The organism is Vibrio diazotrophicus (assembly GCF_038452265.1).
In the GTDB taxonomy this organism is placed as follows: domain Bacteria; phylum Pseudomonadota; class Gammaproteobacteria; order Enterobacterales; family Vibrionaceae; genus Vibrio; species Vibrio diazotrophicus.
Map to the genome: position 1 here is coordinate 448,522 of NZ_CP151843.1, position 25,861 is coordinate 474,382.

Genomic DNA, 25,861 nt, shown 5'->3' on the forward strand with positions numbered 1-25,861 from the left:
ATAACAAATGTGTAAAATTTTATATAAGAACGAATTTAGGTATTGCTTAGGAGTGCAAGCATGATCAGTCCAACTCAAGCCTCTCATGGACAAAAAGCGTTATTGTCAGAACGTATTAATAAGCTCTCCAAAGCTCTCTCTGATGGTGTTTACGAAAGAGAAAGTACCATTAAACTTTGCTTGCTAGCGGCTCTAGCTGGTGAAAGTGTCTTCCTTTTAGGCCCTCCCGGCATCGCAAAAAGTCTTATCGCGAAACGACTCATTCAAGCTTTTGATAACAGCAGTTATTTTGAATATTTGATGACCCGTTTCTCCACGCCTGAAGAAGTGTTTGGCCCACTCAGCATCCAAGAACTGAAAGATAACGGACGATATGTTCGTTTAACAAATGGTTATCTTCCTACCGCGCAGGTCGTTTTTCTGGACGAAATTTGGAAAGCCGGTCCAGCGATTCTGAATACGCTTCTTACGGTCGTTAACGAAAAAACATTTAAAAACGGCAGTGATATTGAACGTGTACCAATGCGTTTGCTGATCTCTGCATCCAACGAGTTGCCTGATGAAGACAGCGGTCTTGAAGCTTTGTATGACCGAATGCTGGTGCGAGTGTTCGTCAACCGAATCCAGAACAAACAGAATTTCAAATCCATGCTCACAGTTGGTACGCCTCAAGAAGCTCGTATTCCAGAAGGTTTGGCGATCACAGACCAAGAATATCATCTGTGGCAGCAACAGTTAGATAGCCTCACTCTGAGCGATGATGTATTTGAAAAACTCTATCAGCTTAAGAACATGTTGGAATCAGCGGTGGAAGACAGCAATTTGTCGACTCATGACATGTATGTGTCTGACCGACGTTGGAAGAAAGCAGTGAAGTTGTTAAAGGCGAGCGCTTTCTTTAATGGTCGTGATGCGATTAATCCTTTGGATATTCTATTGCTGCAAGACTGTTTATGGAACAGTCCTGAGTCACGTGAAGTGGTTCATAGTGTCGTAAAAGAGTTCGCACTACGTTACGCCTTCGATCAAATGGAAGTTGAACATCAAATTTCACTTTGCCGCGAAGAGTTAGCCTCGATTCAGGATGAGCTGGAATCAGAGTTTGGCATGATGTTGTCGCTTGAGACGGCTACAGGCCTGATAAAGAAAAAAGTCATCAATCAGTACGATATCAAAGGCGCTAAGAGCTATAAAGTCGGTGCGGCTTATGATCTCGTTAAGCTGGTTTTATTACAAAGTAATATGTCGGTGTCTGAGTCTGAGAAAGGGGACAGCCGTTGGGTTTATGTTCCAAAGAGTGAATTAGAAAGAGTCATTAAAGATGGTGAAGGTGATGTCTACGGTTACGTCAACCAAAACACCAATATGTGCAGACTCAAATTCGATGTTGATGCGACAAACAATTTGGTGATTAAAGACATCGCTAACCGCTCTGTCATGGTGTCATTAGTGACAAAAGAGGGATTGGACCAAGGGTTGTATCAAGACTGGTTGGCAAAAACTGAGCAAGCGATGGCGCAGCTAAAACACGCAGAACATCATTTACGCAAAGTACGTTCTGTATTCCATGGAGCGTTGCCTCACAACTTTATTGACCCAACTTTACCAACAGCGATGGAAGCAACATTGCATATGCTTCAGCAGCTGTTGGAAGCGACACAAACTGAATGCGAGAAAAGCGCGCAGCGTTATCGAAATCTCGCTCAGTTTTTTGAATAGGAGACATCATGCTTGGCGCTGATGGATTAAACCTCGCTCTTATGATTGCAGACAGCGGCATTATTGATACCGCAGTTAATGATCTCCTTGCTCGCTCACAAGTGATGTTGATGGCGGAAGATCGTGGTGTTCGGTCTACGGTAAAAAATCACTTATTGAAATGGCGTGGTAGCGTTAAAAAACGTATCACACGAGTATGTGAGACTGAGCGCTTTCAGCAAGAGCTTAGCTACTATCAAGAAGTGATTCACTGGGACGAAGAGACCTTTTTCGACCGTATTGATGATGTGATCAAAAAGCTTGAATGGCACTCCGCCTTCTATTTACAAGCACGACGTTTGATGGAAAAGAACAAGGGTGTTTATAACCCTATGTTCCCTCATTTCTTTTGTGACCAATGGTACAAGTCATTAAGCGATGCAATTAAGCAAGCTCAAGTGATGGAACTGGAAACGAACAAAGAAAAACTCCTGACGGATCTTTATCAGCGTATGGAAACCATGCGCAATATGGATAAGGTCACCGAAGCGGGTGATGAAAGCAGTGTCGGCAGGCTGTGGGATATGGCTTCTGCTAAATTAAGCCGCAGTGACCTAACAGTTATGAAGCGCCATGCCGAGTTTTTGAAAAAACATCACGCGTTGCAAGAGATAGCGGAAAGCTTAGGCCGAATGGCAAGTGACGTTGATGATCCAGATTTAAATCGCTCACCTACCGAAGAACCACAAATGGTGGAAGAGAAGTCCGATGAAGCGACAGACGACATTGTCGGTATTCATGAGAGTGATGATCTTAATAAGATGCTGCCAAATGAAACCCTCTTTCTCGCTTACCCAGAGCTTGAAGTGGTTTTCTATAAACACTTAGTTGATAAGCGTTTGATGAACTATCGGATGCAAGGTAAGTCACGCACACTTCGAAAAGTTCGTGCGCATAAGCCAGATAACAAGAAAGCAGATATCGAAAAAGGGCCTTTCATCGTCTGTGTTGACGCATCTGGTTCGATGCATGGTTTTCCTGAGCAATGTGCAAAAGCGATGGCTTACGCATTGATGCAAATTGCTTTAGCCGAAGACCGTGATTGTTATGTCATGCTGTTTTCTACTGAACACATCACTTATGAGTTGACCAAGCAGGATGGCTTGCGAGAAGTGAGTGACTTTTTGAGCTACTCATTCCACGGTGGTACAGACTTAGAGCCAGTACTGAAAAAGTCAGTGGAATTAATGGCTGACGGCACATATAAGAATGCCGATTTGGTGGTGATTTCTGACTTCATCGCGCCTAAGCAGAATGAGGAAGTTCTCGCTAAGGTTAATGGATTAAAGGCCGCGAAAAATCGCTTTCATGCCATCAGTTTGTCGCGCTATGGCAACCCAGAACTAATGAGTATGTTTGACCATTGCTGGCGTTATCATCCTAATATCTTTGGGCGCATAGCAAAGCAGTGGTAACCGATATTCAGTACTAATGCCAGTTAGCCTTAACAACTAGCGCTGGTTAAAATCCGCAAAAGAAAAGGGAGGTGTAACCTCCCTTTGTTGTATCTAAGGCAATTTATTCAGTGCTTTTAATCGATGTTCGCCAGTAACTCGTAAGAGCGTAGCTTAGCTTGATGATCAAAAATCATGGCATTGACCATAATCTCATCGGCTTGGGTTCTGGCGACTAAATCCATTATTTGACTTTTCACTGTATCGACACTTCCGTGAATCGATTCGCGCAGCTGAGTCTGAATGTGATGCTTTTCATGGGGTAGCCAAAGCGGTTCCATACTTTTCACCGGAGGTGCAAGTTTGGTTCGCCCGCCTCTGATCATGGAAAGAAACTTCTGCTTTTCAGTGGTACCCAAATACTGGGCTTCAGCATCTGTTTCAGCCACTATGATGTTTACCCCGATCATGACATAAGGTTTATCAAGTTGGTCTGAAGGTCGGAAGTTATCACGATAAATATCGATCGCTCTCAACATAGCGTCAGGGGCGAAATGCGCGGCGAACGCAAATGGCAGTCCTTTTATTCCCGCTAAACGAGCACTGTAGGTGCTAGAGCCCAACAACCAGATTGGTACTTTAGAATTGTTGCCCGGATAAGCTTTTACTGGCTGGTTAGTCGAAATGGGTCCCATGAAAAACTGCAACTCTTCCAGTAGCTCATCGAAATCAGGGTCCATTCGATCCGGTTCTCTTCGTAAAGCATGCATGGTTGAATGGTCAGTTCCCGGAGCGCGACCTAAACCTAAATCAATACGATTCGGGTAGAGTGCTTCCAAAGTACCAAATTGCTCTGCAATGACCAAAGGGGCATGGTTAGGCAGCATAATTCCGCCAGATCCTAGACGAATCGATTGAGTATGTGCACCGACATGACTGAGCAAAACAGACGTCGCTGCGCTCGCAATATCCGGCATGTTATGGTGTTCCGCCATCCAGAATCTCTCGTAGCCTAACTTCTCGGCGTGTTGTGCTAGTGAAACCGTATGTTGAAACGTTGTGTGGAAATCTGCGCCTTCAGAGACAGGCGCTAAATCTAAAATCGAGAGTTTTGGTAGAGACATAACAAACTTATTTGCTAGTAAATCAGGTTATCACTATGCCTCTTTCCAAAAATAAATAAAACCATGAGTTTTTGAAGGAATAGTAAGTAAACTCTTGGATCTTGGATGACCAATAAACGTTAATTATCAAGCTGAGATTCGCTGAGCATTTGTTCTTTTTGTGTGTCTTTTATGCGTGGTGGCATGTTTATTAGCCATTCAGTTGAAAAATATAGAATTTGTTATTGACCAACAAAATGAATCCGTTAAAGTACGCCTCGTTCACACAACAATGTGGTGAACAGATGGTGTCACCATCGCAGTATGCGTTGCCCTGGTGGTGAAATTGGTAGACACAAGGGATTTAAAATCCCTCGACTTTCGAGTCGTGCCGGTTCAAGTCCGGCCCGGGGCACCATCAAATTCCAAAAATAAGGCGCGTTAGCAGAGTGGTTATGCACCGGATTGCAAATCCGTGTACATCGGTTCGATTCCGGTACGCGCCTCCATTTCTCTCTTTTCTATCTCTAAACTCTTTAAATTAAAAAAGTTCAATACTCACTGGCTTTTAAAGCTTCTCACAACTATTTCTTGGTATTCATTCAGTACTTAGCGACATTTGAAATGCAATACATATAACTCTCACATCGAGAAGTACATCAATCTGTGCAATATGTGATGACGTTAGTGGCTCTGAAGTGGCTAGAAGATGCCATGTGTTAGATTTTAAGGTCGATACTATAGAAAACGCAGAACATGCCATACAAAATGTTTTAGCTGCATTTTGGAAAAGGTCAAAGATAAACACAAAGCCCAGAAGTCTTTGTGGTGTGGGATAAATGTACAAATTGTTGCTCATCTATACGTTAGAGTTGTTTTATTCAGCAGTCGGTAAATAAGTTGATAGTTTTTTATTGACCTTGGGGCTGATTTCGCTAAAGTACGCCTCGTTCACACAGCAATGTGGTGAACAGATGGTGTCGCCATCGCAGTATGCGTTGCCCTGGTGGTGAAATTGGTAGACACAAGGGATTTAAAATCCCTCGACTTTCGAGTCGTGCCGGTTCAAGTCCGGCCCGGGGCACCATCAAATTCCAAATAAGGCGCGTTAGCAGAGTGGTTATGCACCGGATTGCAAATCCGTGTACATCGGTTCGATTCCGGTACGCGCCTCCACTTTCTCTTAGTACTCTCTCAAATATCTCAAAAGACTCTTTCTCTTAGTACTCTCTCAAATATCTCAAAAGACTCTTTCTCTTATCGTAGTCACTTAGATAAACGTCTTCGCGATGATGTCATACATTCTCAATAAGCAATAATCGTGTAACTTTCAGCTTTAGGCTGTGGTATGGTTTCGTTTGTTTCAAGGCTGTTATTTGGCTCAATGTTTTGCGTTTAGAAAGTACACTCTATAAGGGTACCAACATCAATATGGAAAAAATCGCCATTCTCGTAGATGTGCAGAATGTCTACTACACCTGTAAAGAACGTTATCAACTTAACTTCAATTACAACCAGTTTTGGCAAAAAGTGACTCATGGGCGCACCGTAGTGAAAGCCAATGCGTACGCTATTGCCAGCAAAGATGCGGGTCAACGTCAGTTTCACCATATATTGCGTGGTATCGGTTTCGAAGTGATGTTAAAGCCGTTTATTCAACGTAGGGATGGCAGTGCTAAAGGCGATTGGGATGTGGGTATTACGCTTGATGCAATTGAGCTAGCAGAAGAAGTTGATGTGGTTGTGTTGGTTTCTGGTGATGGCGATTTTGACTTGCTCGCCAAACGCATCCAACAAAGATTTGGCAAGCAAGTAGAAGTTTATGGTGTACCCGGTTTAACAGCGAACAGCCTAGTAGAAGCCGCTGACAGATACATTGCTATTGATGACGAGTTACTACTCTGGTGATTGAGTCTCACTTTGTTCAATAGCTTGTGAAGCTTCTTCTGCTTCCATTTTAGCGCGCTCTGCTTTAGAGACGTAGCGAGGCTTATTACTTTTATTAAGCTTAGCATTTTGTTGCTTAATCTTCTTTTTTAAAATTTGGTTGATCTTCTTTTTACGGTTCATGATTTTCACATCTGAGGAACATGAGGGAGGGGAGCTTAATGGTTTTGAACACTAAGCTCAATAGCCAGTAAGAAATTAACCAGGCTGTTATTCAATAGGGTGTAATAATGACAAAACCCAGTTCTATTTTAATCGGGTCATTACAAACAGAATATAAGACCGTAGCTGCGATGATGGGCATCTACTGTCAAAAACACCATAATAGTAAAAATGGATTGTGTGAAGCATGCCAAGCACTGCTCGATTACGCAGAAATACGTTTAGACAGATGCCCTTACGGTCAAAATAAGCCGACTTGTAATCGATGCCCAATCCATTGTTATAAGCCAGAACCGAAAGAAAGCATGAGATTGGTGATGCGATACTCTGGTCCAAGAATGTTACTGCCACATCCTATTCTTGCGATTCGTCATTTACTACATGAGCGAAAAGAACCACCCGTCAAAATAGAAAAAGACGCTTCAAATCGTCATCAACGACTTAAAGCGTCCAATAAGTAGTAACAATCAATAATTCAGATAGCTGCAGGTGGAATGAGTGTGAACGGTTTATTCACCTGCAACCCATTGGCGTTTAGTTTTCATACTTGCAAGTAGCATGTATAGACAAGTCGCCATTTGAATTACGAATAGATACCCCAACAAACCTTGACCATTTTGTAAGAACCAGTCAGCAATGACAGGACCAACCACAGACCCTACGCTATAGCTGAACAACATCACTTGAGTTGCAGAAACAATGTAACTGGCATCGAGCTTATCGCATCCCAAATTGATAGCGATTGGGTAAAGTGCAAATGTCGCCATGCCCAATACAAACAAGCTGATCGCAAGCACTGTTAAGCCAGATTCGAGGAATGGCAGCATAACGGCACCAGAGCCGATTAAACAGAACAATGCCATCAATAAAGTACGACCTAAATATTTCGAAAGCCAAGGAACGCTAGGTTGAATCGCCATTCCACCCAGAATAACTAGAGCAAGCAGCGCACCCATATTGGAATGGTCTAAACCTCTCTTTTCCAGTTCTACAGGCATCAAACCATAAATAGCACCTAGAGTTAGCCCTGATACGATGCATCCCATAATAGCGGCATGGTTCAACTTGGTCATTTGACGCCAAGACAGGCTTGCCGCTTGTTGTGAAGCTGGTTGTGTTGATTTACCAAAAATCAACACAACAGATGCAATGAGTAACAGCGCTGAGATGGCTAAAAATGGAAGCGTACCGTTAATACCTATGTAGCTAATGCCTAGCTGACCAATTGCGGAACCACCATATAAAGCAGCCATATAGATGCCAAGTCGCTTAGCTCTACCTGATTCATCCCCATGCAGTAACCAAGATTCAACGACGACGAATATACCTGCGACTGTAATGCCAGCGATAAAACGTGAAATCAACCATACAGTTGAATTCGCGACTATAGGTAGGGTGACAATAGAGACCAGCAGAATCATCAAGAATGCAATGAAAGCATTTCTGTGACCAAGACGGTTTACAGCAGGATCTACGATCATCGCACCGATTAACAGCCCTGCGTAAAACACACTCGCTAGCCAACTCGCTAAACTGGTTTCTAACTGATAATGAGGCAACATAAGGGGAATCAGACTCATTAAATAGCCCGATGCCACTGCATAGAAAGTTAACGCAATTACTGGAACAGAAATGCGTTGAGAAGAAGTTGATACCAACAAGTTGTCCAACGACGTCGCCTCAAAGTTTATAGGGGGAAGATAGAATTTGCGGCGAATATGGGACTTATGAGAGGAAAGGTAAAACTAAAATTTGTGATCTTTACGATTAATAAATTTTATTAAATATCTAATCTATAAAATACTAAGTTAAGTCGGCATATTATCCTAAAATAAGCCAACTTAACTAGAAAAATTTCACAAGAATTATTTTGCTAAAGCTTGGTTCAGCCATTGATTAAACTGGGATTTAGGAAGCGCACCATTTATGACATCAACTCTTTGTCCGTTCTTGAACACCATAATGGTTGGAATGCTGCGAATTTGGAACTTAGCAGCAAGAATTTGCTGACTTTCAGTGTCGATTTTTACAAAACGTACTGAACCATTTCTTTCATTTGCTACATCTGAAAAAACAGGCGCGAAACCCACACATGGGTTACACCAAGTAGCCCAAAAATCGACAACGACAGGCTGAGAACTTTGCAAAATAGCCTCAAAATTAGCATCTGTACCTTCTATTGGTGAGCCGTCCAGCAAAGGTGTTTGGCATTTGCCGCAATTCGGGCTCTCTGATACTCGCTCATTGGGAACACGGTTTAATCCATGGCAAGAAGGGCAGCGTGTATTGAAGGTAGACATAGTTTCCTCTCAAATCGTGATTTGTATTTATGGTCTTTACAGCTCTTTATGGCAAATAGCGCTATATGGTAAATGAGCGTATAATCCGCCCTTATGCCTAATGTTGGGGCAATTGATATAAATACAATAGACAATATCGGCACGGAATTAATCATAGGCTACAGGTTAATTCAACGCTGGTATTGGCATAACAATTATAGATTTGGAACGAGTATGACCAAGTTTTACGCTGAAATTACAGGTTGGGGTAAATGTTTGCCTCCAGCAACCCTTACAAACGAAGATCTGAGTACTTTTTTAGACACCAACGATGAGTGGATTCGCACTCGTACTGGTATCGAAAATCGTCGCATTAGCCACGTTAACACGTCTGACTTGGCAACCGTTGCCGCTAAGCAAGCTTTGGCGTGTGCTGGATTAGAAGCTGGCGATCTTGATTTGATTATTGTTGCCACCTGTTCTCCAGATACCTTGATTCCGAATATTGCGTCGAAAGTTCAACTGAATTTGGGTAACAAAGGCGCGGCTGCGTTTGATATGAATGCTGCTTGTACTGGTTTCCTTTATGGTTTAGAAACTGCGACTCGTTTGATTCAGGCGGGTAACTACAAGCATGCATTAGTGATTGGTGCTGAACGCCTTTCTTTCTATCTAGATTGGACTAAGCGAGACACCGCAGTTTTGTTTGGTGATGGTGCTGGTGCAGCAATATTAAGTCGTACGGAAGAGATGCTTGGTTTGCAAGATGCGCAAATCGGTTGCGATGCTGAAGGTCGTGATATTTTGGCAGTGCCTAAGTTTGGTACGGCAATGGATCGTTTCGCGGCTGATAATGGTCATTGGGATTTTAACTTCATTGGTAAAGACATCTTTAAACGCGCGGTGCGTGGTATGGGTGCCGCGTCTCAACAAGTACTGCAAAGAAGTGGTTTAACTAATGATGATGTCGATGTGGTGATCCCTCATCAGGCAAATATTCGAATCATCCAAACCTTATGTGATGTGTCTGGTATCAGCCAAGACAAAGCCTTCGTCAATATTCACAAGTATGGCAATACTTCTGCAGCGACGGTTCCAATTGCTCTTTGTGAAGCGCTAGAACAGGGTAAGGTTAATCCAAACGACAATATTCTTGTGGCAGCTTTCGGCGCAGGACTGACGTGGGGAGCCGGCCATATCCGATGGGGGCAGCGTGTGACTCCTGTCAACACAAGTGATGCTGTGTTACCGGAATGCGATAAGTCAGCACTAGAGCTACTGCATGATGCGATTGAACACTGCAAACGAAAATCTACCGAGTAAACAGACTCTTAAACAGTCACTTCAATGAAATCAAAAAGGAACTCAATGAGTTCCTTTTTTACATTTTCAGTCTGAAATCCTACAACTGTATTCTTAGGTCAATATTCAGAACGTGTGAAACAGAAAGTAATTAAAATAATTCTCAAATATAAGAATAGTCCTACAGCACATATGTGGAATGAACGTCACGAAATAAGGTAGTATTTTTGCAAACATTCTATGCAACTAAGAAATATACTTTTACTGCTTTTTATTCATAGGTTTAGTGGAATTGTTCTAGACTGAAACTAAATGGAATTCACAGCTAAAAGTTAAATAGACTCTTAGTGAAACAGAATAATTAGATAATCAAGCAATCAGTAATTCATTTTTCAGACGTTTGAGGCAGACTAGGTATGACACCGAGAAAAGTATTAAAACTTGCGGATGACGGCTACGCAACGCTGTTAAAGATAGTTGATTTCCTTCTTATTAATCTCATGCTAACGAGTATTATTAAATCGCTTGGTGATCATGAAACGGCAATAGATATTCTGGCCGCATTTATTTTCTCGGTTATTTTTCTTTTAGTCGGAGAGTACTGCAAACTCTACAGCTATCGAACTCTACGTCGCATTAGGGCTTCGTTTTTTCGATTGCTTGCAACGTTAACCATCTCAGTTTTAGCCATGGAAGTGGTGAAGTACTTCTTCAAGAATGTGGATGGCGTGACCATCACAAACCTAAACCCAACGGTTTTTGCTTTTTGGTATGTATTAGCATTTGTTGTGCTGGCAGCGGCTAGGGTTTTGCCAATTGCCACTGTACGAACCTTCCGTCAGAAAATGAACCAGAAACAGCGTATAGCCATCATAGGTATGACACCGGCTGGTATTGCTATTTCCCGTTCACTGCTCAGTGACTACCACCTGAACGATATTGAGCTCGCGTATTATGACGACCGAGGAGAGCAACGATTCGGTTACCTGACCAAAATTCCCTACAAAGGAAAAGTTGATGTACTGCTGGAAAAAGCTCGCAATGGCGAAATTGATGAAGTGTATGTCGCTTTGCCTATGGTGGCGAAAGACCGCATTCGTCACTATTTAGAACAACTGTCTGACAGTACGGTGGATACCTATCTCGTTCCAGACCTATACACCTACAACATCAGCATTTCGAAAGTGAAGTCTGTCAATGGTGTGCAAACCTTTAGTGTCTTTGGTTCACCTTTTGATGGGGTGGGTGCTGCTATCAAGCGAATCGAAGATATTATCATCGGTTCAATGATTACACTGATGATCTCTCCCGTTCTAATAGCCGTGGCGATAGGTGTAAAAATGAGTTCGCCAGGCCCTGTGCTCTTCAAACAAGATCGTTATGGTTTGGGAGGCAAGAAAATCAAAGTGTGGAAGTTCCGTTCCATGAAAGTGATGGAAAACAGCGATGTTGTTACACAGGCGACCAAAAACGACCCTAGGGTAACCAAGTTCGGCGCCTTTATTCGCAGAACGTCACTAGACGAGTTGCCTCAGTTCATTAATGTGCTTCAAGGTTCCATGTCGATTGTTGGACCTCGACCGCATGCCGTTGCTCACAACGAAGAATACAGAAAGATAGTCGATAACTATATGATTCGACACAAGATTAAACCTGGCATTACCGGTTGGGCTCAGATAAACGGTTATCGTGGTGAAACAGAAACTGTCGATAAGATGGAAAAACGCATTCAATACGACATCCAATACATGCAAAACTGGACGTTGTGGCTTGATATTAAAATTATCTTTTTGACCATTTTTAAAGGCTTTGTCAGTGAAACGGCATACTAGCTTTTTACTGTGTATGGGCACCTTGTTGGTTAACGTATCTGCTCATGCTGATTTGAAACCAAAATCGCATATTGGAATCGCAGGTATCGACTTCCAGAGTCAAGTCGGTACTGCTTATGGTATTGATGACAACGTCACGTTTCAGATTGATGATGAAGATAAAATAGAGTCGAACTATTTGACCGTTTCGCCTGAGTTAAAAGCCATCGGACAAAGAGGAGAAGACCAGTACCTCCTAATGTATAAGGGCGACTACAACCGCTACCAAGATTCCCATGAAGATGACTCCGACAGCCACTTCATGATGTTCGATGGTTACTGGCGCTACGGGCTAAGACACGGACTCAAGTGGAATGTCCAACAGGGGTATGGAAAAGAGAAAAGAGGGCTTGGTTTAACAGAAGGATTTGATGAGTCTCAGATGGAGCAATATGGCTTTGGTGACTCTGGTCTGGATTATTCACAATTTAATACCAGCCTTCGCTATAGCTACGGTGCGCCAAAGGGGCGTGGGAAACTGGATGTCATGCTACAGACTAAGTCTTTTGGTTATGATGACAAAGACCATATTCAAATCGCGGATAATGATTTCTATCAATACGTTTTGGAACAAGAGTGGCAAGAAACCACAGGTCTGATCGAGCTGTTTGACCAATACAGCGACGACAGTCGATTTCGCTACAGTTTGATTACTAACCGTCGTCACTATCAGGCGAACAAACGCAAAGACAGTAACGAATATTATCTGTTGTTTGGCATTAAAAGCGTCAGAAGCGGTAAAACAACCATTGATGCGGATATTGCCGCTTTGTACAAAGCGTTTCCCGAAAATGACCGCTCAGAAAGTTTTCTGGGAGCTAACTGGAATGTCGCTCTGGAGTGGAAACCGTTAAAGCACGATATTTGGTCTCTGCACACCTCTCAACGTGTCAAAGACCCGAGGCAAGAAGGTGGTTATATCCTTGATGGGATTTACGGCATTTCTTGGCAGCATTTTTGGTGGGTAGATCGCTTTTCTACCACCATTAGCTATGAATATGAGACGGAAGACTATCGTATTGAAGACAACAATCGATACGACAAAACCAAAACCGCCAAGTTTGCGATTGGTTATGATTTCAGACCGTCGATTCGCTTCGAAATGAACTACCAGTGGAAAAAGTTCAGCTCAAATGAAGACATAGATGTACTCAACATCGGTGAATTTGATCAGTACTCGATTATCAGACGATTAGGTTACGACCAATCGTATGTCGAGTTGCAGTTAAAGGTGCAAATATAGATGCGTAAATGGTTGGTATTCCTTCTTACTTTGATTATGGCTTTGCCTCTAATGGCTGAGGAAGCCGCACAGCAAGGTTCAGTGGCAATAAATGAACAGCAGGCATCTGCACAACAAGCGAATCCTCAAGTAGATGATAACTTGGATGATTACTTATTGGGCACCGGCGACAGAATTGAAATCATCGTTTACGGTGAACCTGATATGTCTATGAAGTTTAAAGTGAGTAAGTCGGGCGTGGTTAACTTTCCTTATATTGGTGACGTTGTTATCTCTGGTCGTACGCCAAGTGCCATTGAAACTGAGATAGAAGAACGTTTGCGAGGTGATTACCTATTGAACCCTATGGTCACCATTAACATGGAATCGTTCCGTTTGTTTTATATTTTTGGCGAGGTGACTTCCCCTAACGGTTATGAGTTTCAACCGAGATTAACGGTAGAGCAGGCGATTGCGATTGCTGGCGGTTTTACTGACCGTGCTGACCGAGATGACATTAGTATTCGTTCGGGTACGACAAATGAAGTAATTGAAGACGTTGAGCTCACTCATCCTGTGCAGCCTGGCGATACCGTAATCGTAGAGCAGAGTTTTTTCTAATATGGCAGTAGGCATGATTGAAAATGGTCAAAAGATGGAAAGCAGCATCGATTTTGCACCATTTATAAAAGCATTAAAGAAACACTGGTGGAAGATATTGCTCTTTACTGTCGTGGTAACGGGAGCTTGCTTTCCGCTGATTTCTGGTATGAATTCCAAATATGTGTCTACTGCAACGGTATTGTTCAAAGCGCAAGAAGACAACGCCACGCCAATTGATAATGTGGACGGATACGATTCAACTCGCTCTCCTTACTACGTTACGCAATTTAATCTGATGCAATCTCGTGTTGTTCTAGAAAAAGCCATCAAAGATCTCAAGCTCAATGAAGATCCGCGATACAACGGTGGTGTAACGGTAGATGACAGCATTAGAGAATTGCCAATGACCGAAGCTGATTTAATGAATGCTACGGTTAAAAACATTCGTAAACACCTCTCTTTTTCAGAAGTACGTTTAACGCAGCTGGTGCATGTTTCTTTTGAATCGGAAGATGCTGAAGAAGCCGCACGAATCGCCGACGGTATTGCTCAAGCGTTTATTGAGTATACCGTTGATAAAAAAGTAGAGAAAACCCTAGCCGCTCAACAGTGGAATGAGCAGCAGATGGAAGAACTGCGCAAGCAAGTGGCAAGTAAGAAAAAGGAAATGGAGCAGTTTCTTAACAAAGAAGGCTTGATTACTTTTAAAGGCATTGATGGGTTTGAAACTCAACAACTCAGCATTATGACGGAGCGTTTAGCTAATGCTACTGAACGCCGAATGCTTGCTCAATCTCATTATGAGCTGGTGGTACAGAATTTAGATGCACCGCTGGAAGATCTCGCATCTATTCCTGAAATCTCCAGTCATCCACAGTTACAGGATTTGCGTATCGCAATGATTCAGGCGAAGCGAACGTTGTTTGATTTACAAAATCGCTATGGGCCGAAACACAACAAGATCCTTGAAGCTGAAGCGCAGATTAGGGCGATTGAAGTTCAATTCCGTCGTCTGCTGGTAGAACTGAAATTAGGACTGTACAAAGAATATCAAGCTCAGTTGGCGAAAGAGAATCGCTATAAAGCGCTGTTGAATGAACAGAAGAACGGCTTCAAAGCATTAGTGGCGAAACGTGATACTTACGAAAGTATGCAGACTGATTTGCAAAAAACGGAAGACCTATACAAAGGCATGTTTTTACGCAGCAAAGAACAAGAGCTTTCTTCTACTTATCGTGAACCAGATGCTGTCTTATATGACCCGGCCGCAGTTGCCAAAACGCCAGCAAAACCGAACAAATTGTTACTACTGGCAATGGTGTTCATTATGTCATTCACGCTATCCACTTTGTTCGTGATTATTCGCGCTGCAATGGATCAGAAGATCTATAACCTGACACAAGTCTTGAAGAAATTAGGTTTGAATCCATTAGCTGATTTACCGGATATGGGGCAAACAGAGGACAGAAACGAACTCGTTAACCTAATTCGCAGTAATCCTTATGCGATGGAATCATTTCACGGCATAAAAACCGCGATTCAACTAGCATCACCGTCAGTTTATTGTTTAGGTGTTGTCTCCAGTACTGAAAAGGAAGGGGCGACGCTAGTTTCACAGTTGCTGGCCGACAGTTTAAGCCGTAACCATAAGACGCTTTTGTTGGATCTCGATTTTCGCAGTGAAACAGGCTTGTCAATGTTGCCTGAGTTTCTTCCACAAGCGGACGAGGCGATGAATGGTGCAACAGAAGCTAAAGGTGCAGCTCAATGGGCTGACGGGGCTAGTGACAATCACAAGCCACTGTTTATCTCTCTCAATGATAAGCTCGATTTGTTGCCGCGTGGGGTTCTTGAACAGTCACCGTTGGTGTATTTCTCTAGTGAGCAATTTTTGCACATGATGCAAGAGTTGCCTGAGCTTTATGAACGAATCGTAGTGAACTTGCCAAGCCTTACGGACAACAAAGATACCCAGTTGGCCGCTAAAACATTAGATGGAGTCGTTGTGGTGATGCAAGCCGCTTCTCGCTCGGTTCCAGTTATTCGCCAAGATATCGAGAAGTTAAATCAGCCTGATATCAATACCATTGGCGCGGTGTTAAACCGAGTTCAAGCGGATAACTTACAAAGTGAAGAAAGTAAGCAGTTTATTGCTCAAGGCAGTTTTTCAGCGCTGTTAGCTGAGGATTAATCGCATGGGGCTGATCAAAAGTATCTCAACGATTGCCAGCTCTTCGATGCTCACCCAAGTGATAGGGGCATCTTCCATCTGGTTTGTGTCAAATCGCTATGGTATGAACGAAGTCGGTATTTACGCCATGGTGTACAGCATTGTACTTATTGGTGCACAGATATGTACTTTTGCTTCGCAGCTTTTGATTCCAAAGCAGCAAGATGAACATCTGGCGCAAAACATCGTATTTTGCCTTATGCAGACGGTGGTATTAGCCATTCCGTTTACCGCTGTTATTGTTTGGTTATTCAATAAACCATTTGCTCTCTACTATTTGCTTACTCTTGCTCATGCTTGGATTTTGATCTCTGAAAACCTGCTATTGCGGGATGAAAAAATGAAGCTGTTAGCATTTCAGCGTCTGCTTGCTTCTGGCTTAGTTTTAGTGTGTGTGCTGATGACGCCAACAGCTGAACTGCTTTACTGGAGCTGGGCGATTGCGCTGATCGTTATCGTTTTTCTATGGTTACTTTACTCGATGCCATTTGGACGCATGGCATGGAATCAGTGGGGCTGGTCATCCAACAGAGAATTCTTTAAGCGTAATAAACAACACATTGTCAGTATCGGTAGTGCCGAAGTATTAGCGATGGCAAACAGTAATTTGCCGACAGTTCTCATCAACTATTGGTTTTCTGCGGTAACGGCAGGCTATTTTGCGATTGTTAGCCGATTTTGTTTATCGCCAGTCGTGATTGTCGGGAATGCGGTACGCAATTCTATCTTCTCTAAATGGTCGTTAGATTTTCGCAATCAGCGTTTCAATTACCCGGAATTCATAAAGGTACGCAAACTTCTTTTCGTCCTTGGTCTCATTGCTACTGCTGGCGTCTTTATCTTCTATCCGATTGTGATGGAATTCGCAGCGGCCAAAAACTGGATCACTCATGAATGGGTAGAATCTATTCCGACTTCACAATATATGCTGCCGTATTTGTTCCCCGCATTGGCTATTTGCCCACTCACTGTTATTGAGTTGGTATTTGGGTCACCTAAGTATTTCTTACGTATTCAAATTGAACAGTTGGCCGTTGTTATCGTGGCTTTTGTCATCTTGCCTTATTTCTACAATGACTACGCGTATTCAGTGATGACTTATGCGGTGCTTTCGGCTGTACGTTATGGATTCATTTATTTGAAAGTGAATCAACGGGCTCGTTCTATGCGAGAAGGAATGGAGGTCAAGTGAACCTTAGTTTAAACAGCGGGCTTTACCTCCAAGTTGTTACATTAACCACACTGATATTTTGTGGAGTCATTCAATATTTCACAGGGATTGGCGCGGTTCTTTGGCTGCCGTTTTTGATGACCTGTTTAATGGTACTGCTGTTACCAATGCAAACCCGTTACAGCGCTTTTTATCTGGACAACAAAGAACGAGTTTTATTGGTGTTGTTCGTGAGTTTATTTGCGTTGGCAACCGTATCAACAGTATTGCAAAGCGGCATCAAAGTAACGATTGTCGGCATGAAGAACGAGTTAGCAATATCGCTGATTATGTTTTGTCTGTTACTGGGCTTTGTGCGCGAGTCACAGATTTATAGGATTACCAAAGCGCTCTATTGGGTGTTCTATATTCAGTTCCCCGTCATCTTGTACCAGATCCTGATTGTTGTTCCCAAACGCGTCGCCTTTCGTGGTGAGTATGAAAAGTGGGATGCGGTTGTGGGCACGTTTGGTGGTGACCCGATGAAAGGCGGGAACACTGCCGCCATGGGCTTGTTCTGTTTACTGATCATGCTGCTTAAGCTTTCTGAATATAAACATGGTCTGACGACGAAATTAAACACCGGTCTTCACATCATTGCGGCATTTATCTTGTGTATTTTAGGCGAGGTGAAATTCGTTATTCTGATTTCACCGTTCTTGCTGGCGTTCGTCTGGTTTTCTCCAAGCTATCTGGCTGGAATGAAACGGCTCGATCTTAAAACTGCTTTGATGATCATCGGCGGTTTATTCGGCCTTATTTCTCTTGCGATCATGATATTGGCTGCGTCTTATTCATCCGCCTTTGCGGGTAGTTCAGATAAAGGCGCTTTGGACATCTTTATCGACTCTTTGTCATATGTGTTCGACCCAAATTACATCATGGCAGAAACCGGAGAACTGGGAAGGATGACCACCATTTTCTTCTGGGGAGAACACAGTGACTTGTGGGGACTACCAAGCCAGTTGTTTGGTTATGGTCTCAATGCCACCAACCGAGGCAGTACCGTTGCGCCAGGATTTTTAAATATCATCTTTAACGTATTTTTGGATTCAACATCATTGAGCATGTTGCTTTGGGAAATGGGTCTGATTGGAACCTTACTGTTCTTTGGCGTCGTCGGCTATACGTTACGGATTGTGATGCCAAAACCACTTATTTCCAGAGACAGAGTTACGCAGGAAGACGTGCGTTTACTTTCCTTCCAGCCCGCGTTTATTGCCTTTGGTATTGCTGGGCTTTTGAGTCTTCCTTACAGTCAAACTCTGATGATAGTGCCGATGCCGCAGTTTCTGTTCTATTTTTCATTAGGTGCTGCCTTAGTTATCCGCAAGTCAGTATTAACAATAAGTGAGCCTTCTTATGGGTGAAGATATTAAAATCAGTGTCATTATCAAAACGTATAATGAACAGGCTGGGATCGCGAAAACTATTACCAGTATTCGCGAAAATTTATCCAATTACTCTCATGAGATTATTGTCGCCGACAGCCTGTCGTCAGACGATACTCAAGCGATAGCTCTGGAACATGGAGCCAAGGTCGCCACATTGGTTAATGGTGATGAACGCTGTTGTGGTGTAGGGCATCAGCTAGGCTATCTTCATGCACAAGGTGAGCTTCTTTTGCTCATGGATGGGGATATGGAACTGGCGCCCGGCTTTATCGAGCAGGGGATTGCTTATTTAGATACTCACCGCGATTACGCTGGCGTAGCTGGTATGGTTGAAATGGATGATGCACAAAGCTACGAGTTCAAGTCCCGTAAGCAGCGTATTCACAAGATCTATCCTGTAGGTGATACCTCCCATCTTGGTGGAGGCGGCCTATATCGACGTTCTGCCATTGAAAAAATCGGTTATTTAACCAATCGCAATCTACATGCATATGAAGAAGCAGAATTGGGTATGCGATTAAAGCATGCGGGTTACAAGCTGCATCGACTGGCTGTTCCATACTTTTCTCACACTTCTTATGACATGTCTTCCATCGAACTAATGAAGTATCGCTGGAGAAGTGGCTATTTGTTTGCTTCTGGTGAACTGTTAAAAAGTGCGTGGGGAAAGCCGCATTTTAAAGACGCGCTGCTCGTAGTTAAGAACGAGGCGGTCTTTACCCTTTATTTGTTCTTACTGGCGATATCCATTCTGACTTTCCATATAAAAATTATCTCAATTGCGCTACTGCCGCTGGTGGCTTTCTTTGCGCTGAAAGCAATTAAGAACCGATCATTAAGAGATGCACTTCAAAGTGTGGTGAATCTGAGTGTGTTTTCTACGGGGTTAGTTAGAGGATTAAGTTGTCGTTTAAAAGATCCGAATCAAGCGCCAGATAACCGACTGCTTAAAGGAGAAGAACAATGAAAATTCTTTTAGTAAACAAGTTCTTCTTTATGAAAGGCGGAGCGGAAACCGTGTTTTTTCAGGAACGCGAGATGTTAGCGCGTTCAGGAGCAACAATTATTGATTTCTCTATGCAGCATGAGAAAAACGTTGATTCGGCTTTTAGTGACTATTTTGTTTCTAACGTTGATTACCATGACGGCAAGAAGAGCTTGTTAGGTAGTGTGAAAACGGCGATCAATTTTATTCATAACAGCGAAGCTTGTGAGAAGTTAAAAGCTTTAATTACTGAAGAGCGCCCTGAAATTGTTCACTTTCACAATATCTATCATCAGCTAACGCCATCAATCATTAAAGTCGCCAAGTCGCTAGGCTGCAAGACAGTGCTGACAGCTCACGACACAAAAATCGCATGCCCTAGTTACACCATGTACCGAGATGGACATACCTGCGAAGCTTGCTTACAGGGATCGGTATGGAACGCGTTTAAGTATCGTTGTCAGGAAGGTTCGCTGTTTAAGAGTGCTTTATTATCGCTTGAGGCAACGTATCAATCATTGGCTAAGAACTACCAAGCTGTGGATGTGATCGTTTCACCCAGTGAGTTTCTCGCCAACATTATTCGTCAAAAATTACCTCATAACCGTATTGAAGTTGTTGTGAATGGTATTGATGAGCATGTTGAGCGAAATGGTGTAAAAGACGGGCGATACTTCCTCTATTTGGGACGATTAAGTGTTGAAAAAGGCGTAGCGACTTTGGCTGAAGCTTATCAACGCTCTAAGCAGGAGATGCCATTAAAAGTGGTTGGCGACGGGCCTTTGTACAATGAGTTGGCCGCTAATTACGACAATGTCGATTTTCTTGGTTTCCAAAGCGGCGATACTCTACACACGTTGATCAAAGAGTGCAGCGCAGTCATTGTTCCTTCTGAATGTTATGAAAACTGTTCTATGTCTGTTATCGAAGCTATGGCCTATGGCAAACCGATCATCGGGGCCAATATCGGTGGCATTCCAGAACAAGTAAGAGAAGGTGTAGAAGGGCGTTTGTTTGAGTCTGGGAATCCAGATTCTTTAGCACAAGTGATGGATGATTTCGCCCAGCACCCAGAGCTGGTTGTTGAGTTCGGAAATCGCGCTCGTCATCGCTTAGAGAACAAGTACTCTCTGGCTCGTCACGAAAATACGCTTATGCATTTGTACCAAGAATTACTGAGTGAGAAATAATATGACTATGAAGATCACTGTACTAGGTACGCGAGGAATTCCAGATGTGCTTGGTGGCGTTGAAACCCATTGCCAGCACTTGTATCCGGAAATAGTGCGACAAACAGGGGCGGAGGTGTGTGTGATTGCACGTTCTCCTTACGTTCCTTATCAGCATTCTGAATACCAAGGTGTGAAAACCAAAGCTATTTGGGCGCCAAAGAAGAAATCACTCGAAGCTATTGTCCACTCAACTCTAGCCGCATTTTCGACCTTAACCGATGGTTCGGATGTGGTGCACGTACATGCCATTGGGCCGGGTTTGGTGGTGCCGTTGCTGCGTCTGCTGGGTAAGAAAGTCGTGTTTACTCACCATGGCCCTGACTACGATCGTCAGAAATGGGGAGGTTTTGCTAAGAAAATTCTGCAATTGGGTGAAAGATTCGCTGCAAAGTGGGCAAGCGAAGTGATTGTGATATCCGATGTGATCAATACTATTATCAAAGACAAGTACCAGCGTTTTGATGCCAATTTAATCTATAACGGCGTGCTTAAAGCTCAGCCGTTGGATAAAGCCATTATTGATAAGTATTTAGCCAATCATGAGTTGTCGGCTAAAGGTTATATTGTGGCGGTTGGTCGATTTGTTGAAGAAAAGGGCTTTCATGATCTTATTGATGCTTATGCAAAATCGGGACTAACCCTGCCATTAGTATTGGTGGGAGATACCGACCACGAAACTGTTTATAGCTCAGAATTAAAAGCCAAAGCGCGCAATACGAAGGGTGTGAAGTTAACAGGTTTTGTCAAAGGGGATGAACTGAAAGTACTGTTCTCTCAAGCAAAAGTGTTTGTTATGCCTTCTTATCATGAAGGTCTACCCATTGCACTTTTAGAAGCGATGTCATTCTCACTTCCAGCGATTGTCAGCGATATACCTGCAAATACCGAAGTTGGGTTAAATGAGCAAAGTTATTTTCCGGTTGGTGATGTGAATTCATTGGCAAGTAAACTAGCGAATCTTCCAGAACACTCTGAGGTGGATTATGCCACTTATTTGGAAAAGTATGACTGGGAGAAGATAGCCGCTCAAACTGTTGAAGTTTATAAAAAAGCGCAGAGTTCAAAGTAACTAACGGGTATTAACAAGTGTCGTCTAACAACCGCTCAGACAAAGTTATTAAGCAGTTCTATCACACTTTAGATAGTGGTATTGCTGAGACGTTAAATGACGAGCAAAAGCAAGCCATAGAACATGCAGTCAAATCGATGGGGTTGGTCGCAAGACATTCCATTGATATTAGAGAAACCGTTCCTTGGTTCGGTAAACGTTTCTATATTGTATTTCTGTGTGGCAGAGATCATCGAAAAGATGTGCGTGAGCGTTCAAAGTTGGTTCACTTTGTTCTTACGTTATTAATCCTAATAGGAGTGGTATCAATCAGCCTTTTGGCAATGCTGGCTCTGTACTTAATAAAGTCAGCACTTGGTATTGATATTTTTAAGGGATTTTCATTCGGAATTTGGGATTGGTTTAAAGGATTATTATTGTAAATTAACCCCGAGGTTTTTATGAAAATACGGCCTTACAAAGCTGTTGTATTGGCAATGCTGACAATGTTGCCTCTTAGTTCTGGACTAGCAAAAAAGCCGGATAACCATCCGTCAAATAATAAGCACGATCAAGGATCTGAAACTGAAACAAGTACTGGCGGTGGCGAAAGCGAGCTGGTGGATCTAAACAACCAAACTTTTATTACCGTCTATCCTACAGCGCTTACTGGCCCTGTTACTAACCCGGGGATGGGCGTTGAAACCTTTCACGATAATTGGGGCTCGACATTAAGCTCTAGCGAATATCCGGATGCTGGCATTGATTACTACCGATTCTACTGGAACGAATTGGAGCCTGAAGAAGGTAAGTATGCCTTTGATAAGCTGGATAAAATTCTCAGTGAAAACCGCCATGAAACGCCACCTAAAATGGTAGCGATTCGCTTTATGACAGCGGAAGAACCGGAAAGCGGCAGCAAAGTACCACAATGGCTAATTAACAAAGGCATTAGCGGTTATTGGACTGAAGATAATAAAACCTTCGTCCCAAACCTAGATGACAGCTTGTACCTTTACTACGGTGAAAAACTGCTGAAAGCCTTCGGTAAGCGTTACGATGGCAATTCTAACTTAAGCCATATTGATATTGGCATGGTCGGTTCTTGGGGCGAATGGCACAACAGTAACTTTTCCGGTTTAGAGCCGTTACATCAGAAATACAGCGATGCTGACCTGAACAAGTGGGTTGATCTGCATTTTGAAGCATTCCCTAAAACACCAAAAGTGATGTTAATCAGCGGCGGTAACAGTTTAGCTTACGCGACTGAAAAAGGAGCGGGATGGCGAGCGGATTGTTGGGGAGACTGGCACCATTTCTCAACCACTTGGAGCCACATGAGAGATGATTACCCATATCGCATTCAGCAAGCTCAGTATGACGCTCCAAACTTTGATACTAGTTGGCAACGTGGACCTATCAGTCTTGAAACCTGTGGAACAATGCAAGGTTGGGAATCAACTCAAGGCTATAGCTATGAAGAAGTGAAAGCCAGTTTGGATTGGGCAATTGCGCATCACGCGTCGACGTTGAATTTGAAATCAAAGCCGATCCCGACTCAGTATCGTGGGCTACTTGATGACGCACTTCTTAAGATTGGCTACCGAATTCGTTTAGAGAAACTCAATCACCAAGTTGAACTCAAAGCTGGTGGTGTGATGAATGTGAACGCATTGTTTGTCAACGAAGGTGTCGCTCCACCTTATCAACATCGTTATTTGGCTTACAGACTAATAGATGCCAATGGTAATACCGCTTTCTTTGGTACTTCTAGCTACGATGTTCGTTCATGGTTACCGGGAGAACACGAAACGCACAGTAGCCTTACGCTACCAAGTACACTTGAAGCAGGGCATTATTATCTTGAGCTCGCTCTGGTTGATAGCCATGGTGATGCGCGCTTAAATTTCGCTAACGCTGGCAAGCAAGAATCTGGTTGGTATCGTTTTTCAGATTTAACGATTTTATAAGAGTGACAACGTAGCGTTACTGCGTGCACTATTACTTTAACGATATGAAAAAAACCAAGTGATTCACACTTGGGTTTTCCCTTTTTAATCAGTTTTAAGCAATCATGACTTAAGCTGGGTTTTGAACACCTTCTGCTTCAGCGGCTTTCTTCTCTTGGTACATCTTCACTAGGAAGTATACGTTTACAACAGCGATGAAAGTGTTTGTTGCTACAACTGGCAGCGCATCGATCATAAGACCGTAAGCTGAGAATAGCGTACAACCGATAAAGTTCAGAATACGAAGCTTTACGATGTCTTTCATAGTTAGAGAAATAGCAACCATGATTGACGCTGCGTAACCCATGATTTCAATTGTTTGCATATCCATAATATAGACCCTCTTTATTTGCCGGACTTGGTATCACCGGTACCAATCTTCTCGTCTTGAGATAAATGAGGGAGCTCCATGCCTCGAATGGTCTAAGTTGATTAACTGGCGCTAATATACCAACAGTCAAAGTGTGATGAAAGCCTCAATATTTAGGAAATAGAAGGTTAGCGATTACGCAAACGTTTTACGTAGCAATCAAATGAAATTAATTCTGTGAGCGAGCGAATAATTCCTCATTTCAACTAAGCAACAAAGTAGAATAATGTCTGCCGACTTATCGAATCAAAACCCTTATAACGTGCAAATAGTGCTTATCGCTTGGCCATAGGATGGTCAGCATTGAGCTGCAATAGGTCCCACAAATTACCATAAAGATCTTCAAACACAGCAACAGTACCATAGTCTTGTTGTTGAGGTTCTCTGATGAACTTAATACCAATTGATTTCATATATTCGTAATCTCTCCAGAAATCATCAGTATTTAAAAAGAGAAACACTCGGCCTCCAGCTTGATTGCCGATAAAGTCATGTTGTTCAGGCTTTGAAGCTTTCGCCAACAACAAGCTAACACCATGTGAATTTGGTGGGGCAACCACCACCCAACGCTTATCCTGCTCAGGCTGGTAGGTATCTTCAATAAGCTCAAACTTAAGCTTGTTCACATAAAAATCAATCGCTTCGTCATAATCTCTGACGACTAATGCAATATGTACAATGTTTTGTTTCATGATTAAGTGCCTTAATTAAAGGTTTTTTAAATCAGTTAGTTGATGGTTTTAAACTAAACGAAACTATGATTCTATGCTCAGTCTAAGTCGAACGACTCTAGAATGGTATGTCGTTAGTTTAAGGTATATTTACATCCATCAATAAAAGCCAAATTAGGCTAGCAACACATAGCGATAGGTTTTGTATCTATATTATTGATTTAGCTCAATTATGTGTCGGTATTCACTTTACAGATTTTATCATTGGTTTCTTAATGGCTCATTCAATATAAAAAAAGGAAAACCCCTATGAAACGCAAGTGGTTAATGTCTATTCCTGTACTTATGGCAACCTTACTTTTAAGTGGCTGTGGCAGCACTTCAAAAGGTAAAGAAGTAACAGCCCAGTTCCACATCGATAAAATTAACGTTCAGGTTACTCAGTTTCATGAACCTGCCATTGAGTATCACAGTAAAGAAGAGCTATCTAAAATGGTGGAGAGTCTAGTACTTACCAAACTAGCTGATAAAGGTATGCTTTCAGATGCTCCGGGAATGGATACGATTACGATAAACATCGACTACACCAGACGATTTGTAGGCGACGCAACACCAATTCCATCTGACTCACTTGGATATCCAGAATTTAACTTTAACGTGCAACGTGCAGGTGATGAGCCAACTAAACCACTCATTAATCGCAATAACCTAGTTTACAAAGGTAGTTTCGCACAGAATCTTCAGGTGATAGCGGGAGCTTTAAGAGACAAATCTGTTGAGAATGATTTCGTTGAGGCGATTGCTAATACTGTTGTTAATGACATCGAAGAACTCAACTAAATCCAATAGAGCGGCATATGCAGGTTTCATTCAGCTCTGAAATACAGTTTTGAAAAACAAAGAGCAGGTTATTAAGCCTGCTCTTTCTCTTTATTTTGTATCTGAACCCGAAATCTGCAACATCCAGATTCAAGTTTGCTCGTTTCTTACTTTTCACGCTATCCACTGTTACTGGCTTATCAATGGCAGGTATTGGCTTTAGGTTTTTTGGCGAAGAGAAGCTATTGTTAT

Annotated in this window: 23 protein-coding genes and 4 tRNA genes; 21 read left to right on the top strand and 6 right to left on the bottom strand. The window is 42.6% G+C overall.

Annotated features, from left to right (window positions below; translation table 11 throughout):
• The first annotated feature begins 60 nt into the window (after nucleotides 1-60).
• Together AAGA51_RS17285 and viaA are read left to right on the top strand one after the other, a co-directional pair.
• Entirely contained in the window at nucleotides 61-1,719 is a 1,659-nt protein-coding gene (locus AAGA51_RS17285; protein ID WP_042487285.1) for an ATPase RavA domain-containing protein, read from the top strand.
• Between the two features lie 8 nt (nucleotides 1,720-1,727).
• Nucleotides 1,728-3,173: an ATPase RavA stimulator ViaA gene (gene viaA / locus AAGA51_RS17290; protein WP_042487282.1), complete on the top strand. Its 1,446-nt coding sequence runs from the start codon at nucleotides 1,728-1,730 to the stop codon at nucleotides 3,171-3,173.
• Between the two features lie 116 nt (nucleotides 3,174-3,289).
• On the opposite strand, the gene AAGA51_RS17295 is transcribed toward viaA, so the two are convergent.
• Nucleotides 3,290-4,276, bottom strand: coding sequence for an LLM class flavin-dependent oxidoreductase (locus AAGA51_RS17295; protein ID WP_042487279.1), 987 nt, complete (start codon nucleotides 4,274-4,276; stop codon nucleotides 3,290-3,292).
• A 310-nt stretch (nucleotides 4,277-4,586) separates the two neighbouring features.
• Between AAGA51_RS17295 and AAGA51_RS17300 the strand changes: the two genes are divergently transcribed.
• The 5 genes from AAGA51_RS17300 (at nucleotide 4,587) to AAGA51_RS17320 (ending at nucleotide 6,163) form a co-directional block, all read left to right on the top strand.
• Nucleotides 4,587-4,673: transfer RNA gene (locus AAGA51_RS17300), tRNA-Leu, on the top strand.
• A gap of 17 nt (nucleotides 4,674-4,690) precedes the next feature.
• Nucleotides 4,691-4,764, top strand: a tRNA-Cys gene (locus tag AAGA51_RS17305).
• A gap of 491 nt (nucleotides 4,765-5,255) precedes the next feature.
• Nucleotides 5,256-5,342: transfer RNA gene (locus AAGA51_RS17310), tRNA-Leu, on the top strand.
• A gap of 15 nt (nucleotides 5,343-5,357) precedes the next feature.
• Nucleotides 5,358-5,431 (top strand) — tRNA-Cys (locus tag AAGA51_RS17315).
• A 255-nt stretch (nucleotides 5,432-5,686) separates the two neighbouring features.
• Nucleotides 5,687-6,163, top strand: a complete 477-nt coding sequence (locus AAGA51_RS17320) for an NYN domain-containing protein (protein WP_042487275.1) — start codon at nucleotides 5,687-5,689, stop codon at nucleotides 6,161-6,163.
• Here the strand turns inward: AAGA51_RS17320 and AAGA51_RS17325 are convergent.
• A complete protein-coding gene (locus tag AAGA51_RS17325; RefSeq protein WP_081878729.1) occupies nucleotides 6,152-6,325 on the bottom strand; it encodes a DUF2986 domain-containing protein in 174 nt (57 codons plus the stop codon). The two genes, AAGA51_RS17320 and AAGA51_RS17325, sit on opposite strands and share 12 nt — an antisense overlap.
• 107 nt (nucleotides 6,326-6,432) lie before the next feature.
• Here AAGA51_RS17325 and AAGA51_RS17330 point away from each other — a divergent pair, with 107 nt between their 5' ends.
• Nucleotides 6,433-6,825 (top strand): nitrous oxide-stimulated promoter family protein, encoded by a 393-nt coding sequence (locus tag AAGA51_RS17330; RefSeq protein ID WP_042487273.1) that lies wholly within the window; start codon nucleotides 6,433-6,435, stop codon nucleotides 6,823-6,825.
• 48 nt (nucleotides 6,826-6,873) lie between these two features.
• Here AAGA51_RS17330 and AAGA51_RS17335 read toward each other — a convergent pair whose 3' ends face one another.
• Nucleotides 6,874-8,034, bottom strand: coding sequence for an MFS transporter (locus AAGA51_RS17335; RefSeq protein WP_042487270.1), 1,161 nt, complete (start codon nucleotides 8,032-8,034; stop codon nucleotides 6,874-6,876).
• Between the two features lie 195 nt (nucleotides 8,035-8,229).
• The gene (gene trxC, locus AAGA51_RS17340; RefSeq protein WP_042487267.1) at nucleotides 8,230-8,664 is read right to left on the bottom strand and encodes a thioredoxin TrxC; all 435 of its coding nucleotides are present in this window, start codon (nucleotides 8,662-8,664) and stop codon (nucleotides 8,230-8,232) included.
• Nucleotides 8,665-8,877: 213 nt separating this feature from the next.
• Here trxC and AAGA51_RS17345 point away from each other — a divergent pair, with 213 nt between their 5' ends.
• The 12 genes from AAGA51_RS17345 (at nucleotide 8,878) to AAGA51_RS17400 (ending at nucleotide 23,710) form a co-directional block, all read left to right on the top strand.
• Nucleotides 8,878-9,966, top strand: coding sequence for a ketoacyl-ACP synthase III (locus AAGA51_RS17345; protein WP_042487265.1), 1,089 nt, complete (start codon nucleotides 8,878-8,880; stop codon nucleotides 9,964-9,966).
• A 395-nt stretch (nucleotides 9,967-10,361) separates the two neighbouring features.
• A complete protein-coding gene (locus AAGA51_RS17350) occupies nucleotides 10,362-11,777 on the top strand; it encodes an undecaprenyl-phosphate glucose phosphotransferase (protein ID WP_042487262.1) in 1,416 nt (471 codons plus the stop codon).
• Nucleotides 11,761-13,059, top strand: a complete 1,299-nt coding sequence (locus AAGA51_RS17355) for a capsular biosynthesis protein (protein ID WP_255209395.1) — start codon at nucleotides 11,761-11,763, stop codon at nucleotides 13,057-13,059. Before AAGA51_RS17350 ends, AAGA51_RS17355 begins: the two co-directional genes overlap by 17 nt.
• Nucleotides 13,060-13,659, top strand: a complete 600-nt coding sequence (locus AAGA51_RS17360; protein WP_042487256.1) for a polysaccharide biosynthesis/export family protein — start codon at nucleotides 13,060-13,062, stop codon at nucleotides 13,657-13,659.
• A 1-nt stretch (nucleotide 13,660) separates the two neighbouring features.
• Nucleotides 13,661-15,832, top strand: a complete 2,172-nt coding sequence (locus tag AAGA51_RS17365; protein ID WP_042487255.1) for a GumC family protein — start codon at nucleotides 13,661-13,663, stop codon at nucleotides 15,830-15,832.
• A 4-nt stretch (nucleotides 15,833-15,836) separates the two neighbouring features.
• Nucleotides 15,837-17,063 carry a lipopolysaccharide biosynthesis protein gene (locus tag AAGA51_RS17370; protein ID WP_042487252.1) on the top strand — a complete coding sequence of 409 codons (1,227 nt, stop codon included), beginning with the start codon at nucleotides 15,837-15,839 and terminating at the stop codon, nucleotides 17,061-17,063.
• Complete coding sequence (locus tag AAGA51_RS17375; RefSeq protein WP_042487249.1) at nucleotides 17,060-18,451, top strand: hypothetical protein; 1,392 nt, start codon at nucleotides 17,060-17,062, stop codon at nucleotides 18,449-18,451. Before AAGA51_RS17370 ends, AAGA51_RS17375 begins: the two co-directional genes overlap by 4 nt.
• Nucleotides 18,444-19,442: a glycosyltransferase gene (locus tag AAGA51_RS17380; RefSeq protein ID WP_042487246.1), complete on the top strand. Its 999-nt coding sequence runs from the start codon at nucleotides 18,444-18,446 to the stop codon at nucleotides 19,440-19,442. Before AAGA51_RS17375 ends, AAGA51_RS17380 begins: the two co-directional genes overlap by 8 nt.
• Nucleotides 19,439-20,650 (top strand): glycosyltransferase family 4 protein, encoded by a 1,212-nt coding sequence (locus AAGA51_RS17385; RefSeq protein WP_042487244.1) that lies wholly within the window; start codon nucleotides 19,439-19,441, stop codon nucleotides 20,648-20,650. Before AAGA51_RS17380 ends, AAGA51_RS17385 begins: the two co-directional genes overlap by 4 nt.
• Before the next feature lies 1 nt (nucleotide 20,651).
• Entirely contained in the window at nucleotides 20,652-21,761 is a 1,110-nt protein-coding gene (locus tag AAGA51_RS17390; protein ID WP_042487241.1) for a glycosyltransferase family 4 protein, read from the top strand.
• Nucleotides 21,762-21,778: 17 nt separating this feature from the next.
• Nucleotides 21,779-22,183 (top strand): hypothetical protein, encoded by a 405-nt coding sequence (locus AAGA51_RS17395; protein WP_042487238.1) that lies wholly within the window; start codon nucleotides 21,779-21,781, stop codon nucleotides 22,181-22,183.
• Between the two features lie 18 nt (nucleotides 22,184-22,201).
• Complete coding sequence (locus AAGA51_RS17400) at nucleotides 22,202-23,710, top strand: DUF4832 domain-containing protein (RefSeq protein ID WP_042487235.1); 1,509 nt, start codon at nucleotides 22,202-22,204, stop codon at nucleotides 23,708-23,710.
• A 109-nt stretch (nucleotides 23,711-23,819) separates the two neighbouring features.
• Here the strand turns inward: AAGA51_RS17400 and AAGA51_RS17405 are convergent, their stop codons facing one another.
• Both AAGA51_RS17405 and AAGA51_RS17410 read right to left on the bottom strand, forming a co-directional pair.
• Nucleotides 23,820-24,080 carry a YgjV family protein gene (locus tag AAGA51_RS17405; RefSeq protein WP_042487232.1) on the bottom strand — a complete coding sequence of 87 codons (261 nt, stop codon included), beginning with the start codon at nucleotides 24,078-24,080 and terminating at the stop codon, nucleotides 23,820-23,822.
• A 314-nt stretch (nucleotides 24,081-24,394) separates the two neighbouring features.
• Nucleotides 24,395-24,811: a VOC family protein gene (locus AAGA51_RS17410; RefSeq protein ID WP_042487228.1), complete on the bottom strand. Its 417-nt coding sequence runs from the start codon at nucleotides 24,809-24,811 to the stop codon at nucleotides 24,395-24,397.
• A 288-nt stretch (nucleotides 24,812-25,099) separates the two neighbouring features.
• On the opposite strand from AAGA51_RS17410, the gene AAGA51_RS17415 reads away from it, so the two are divergent.
• Nucleotides 25,100-25,630, top strand: coding sequence for a hypothetical protein (locus AAGA51_RS17415; RefSeq protein ID WP_042487225.1), 531 nt, complete (start codon nucleotides 25,100-25,102; stop codon nucleotides 25,628-25,630).
• The last annotated feature ends 231 nt before the right edge of the window (nucleotides 25,631-25,861 follow it).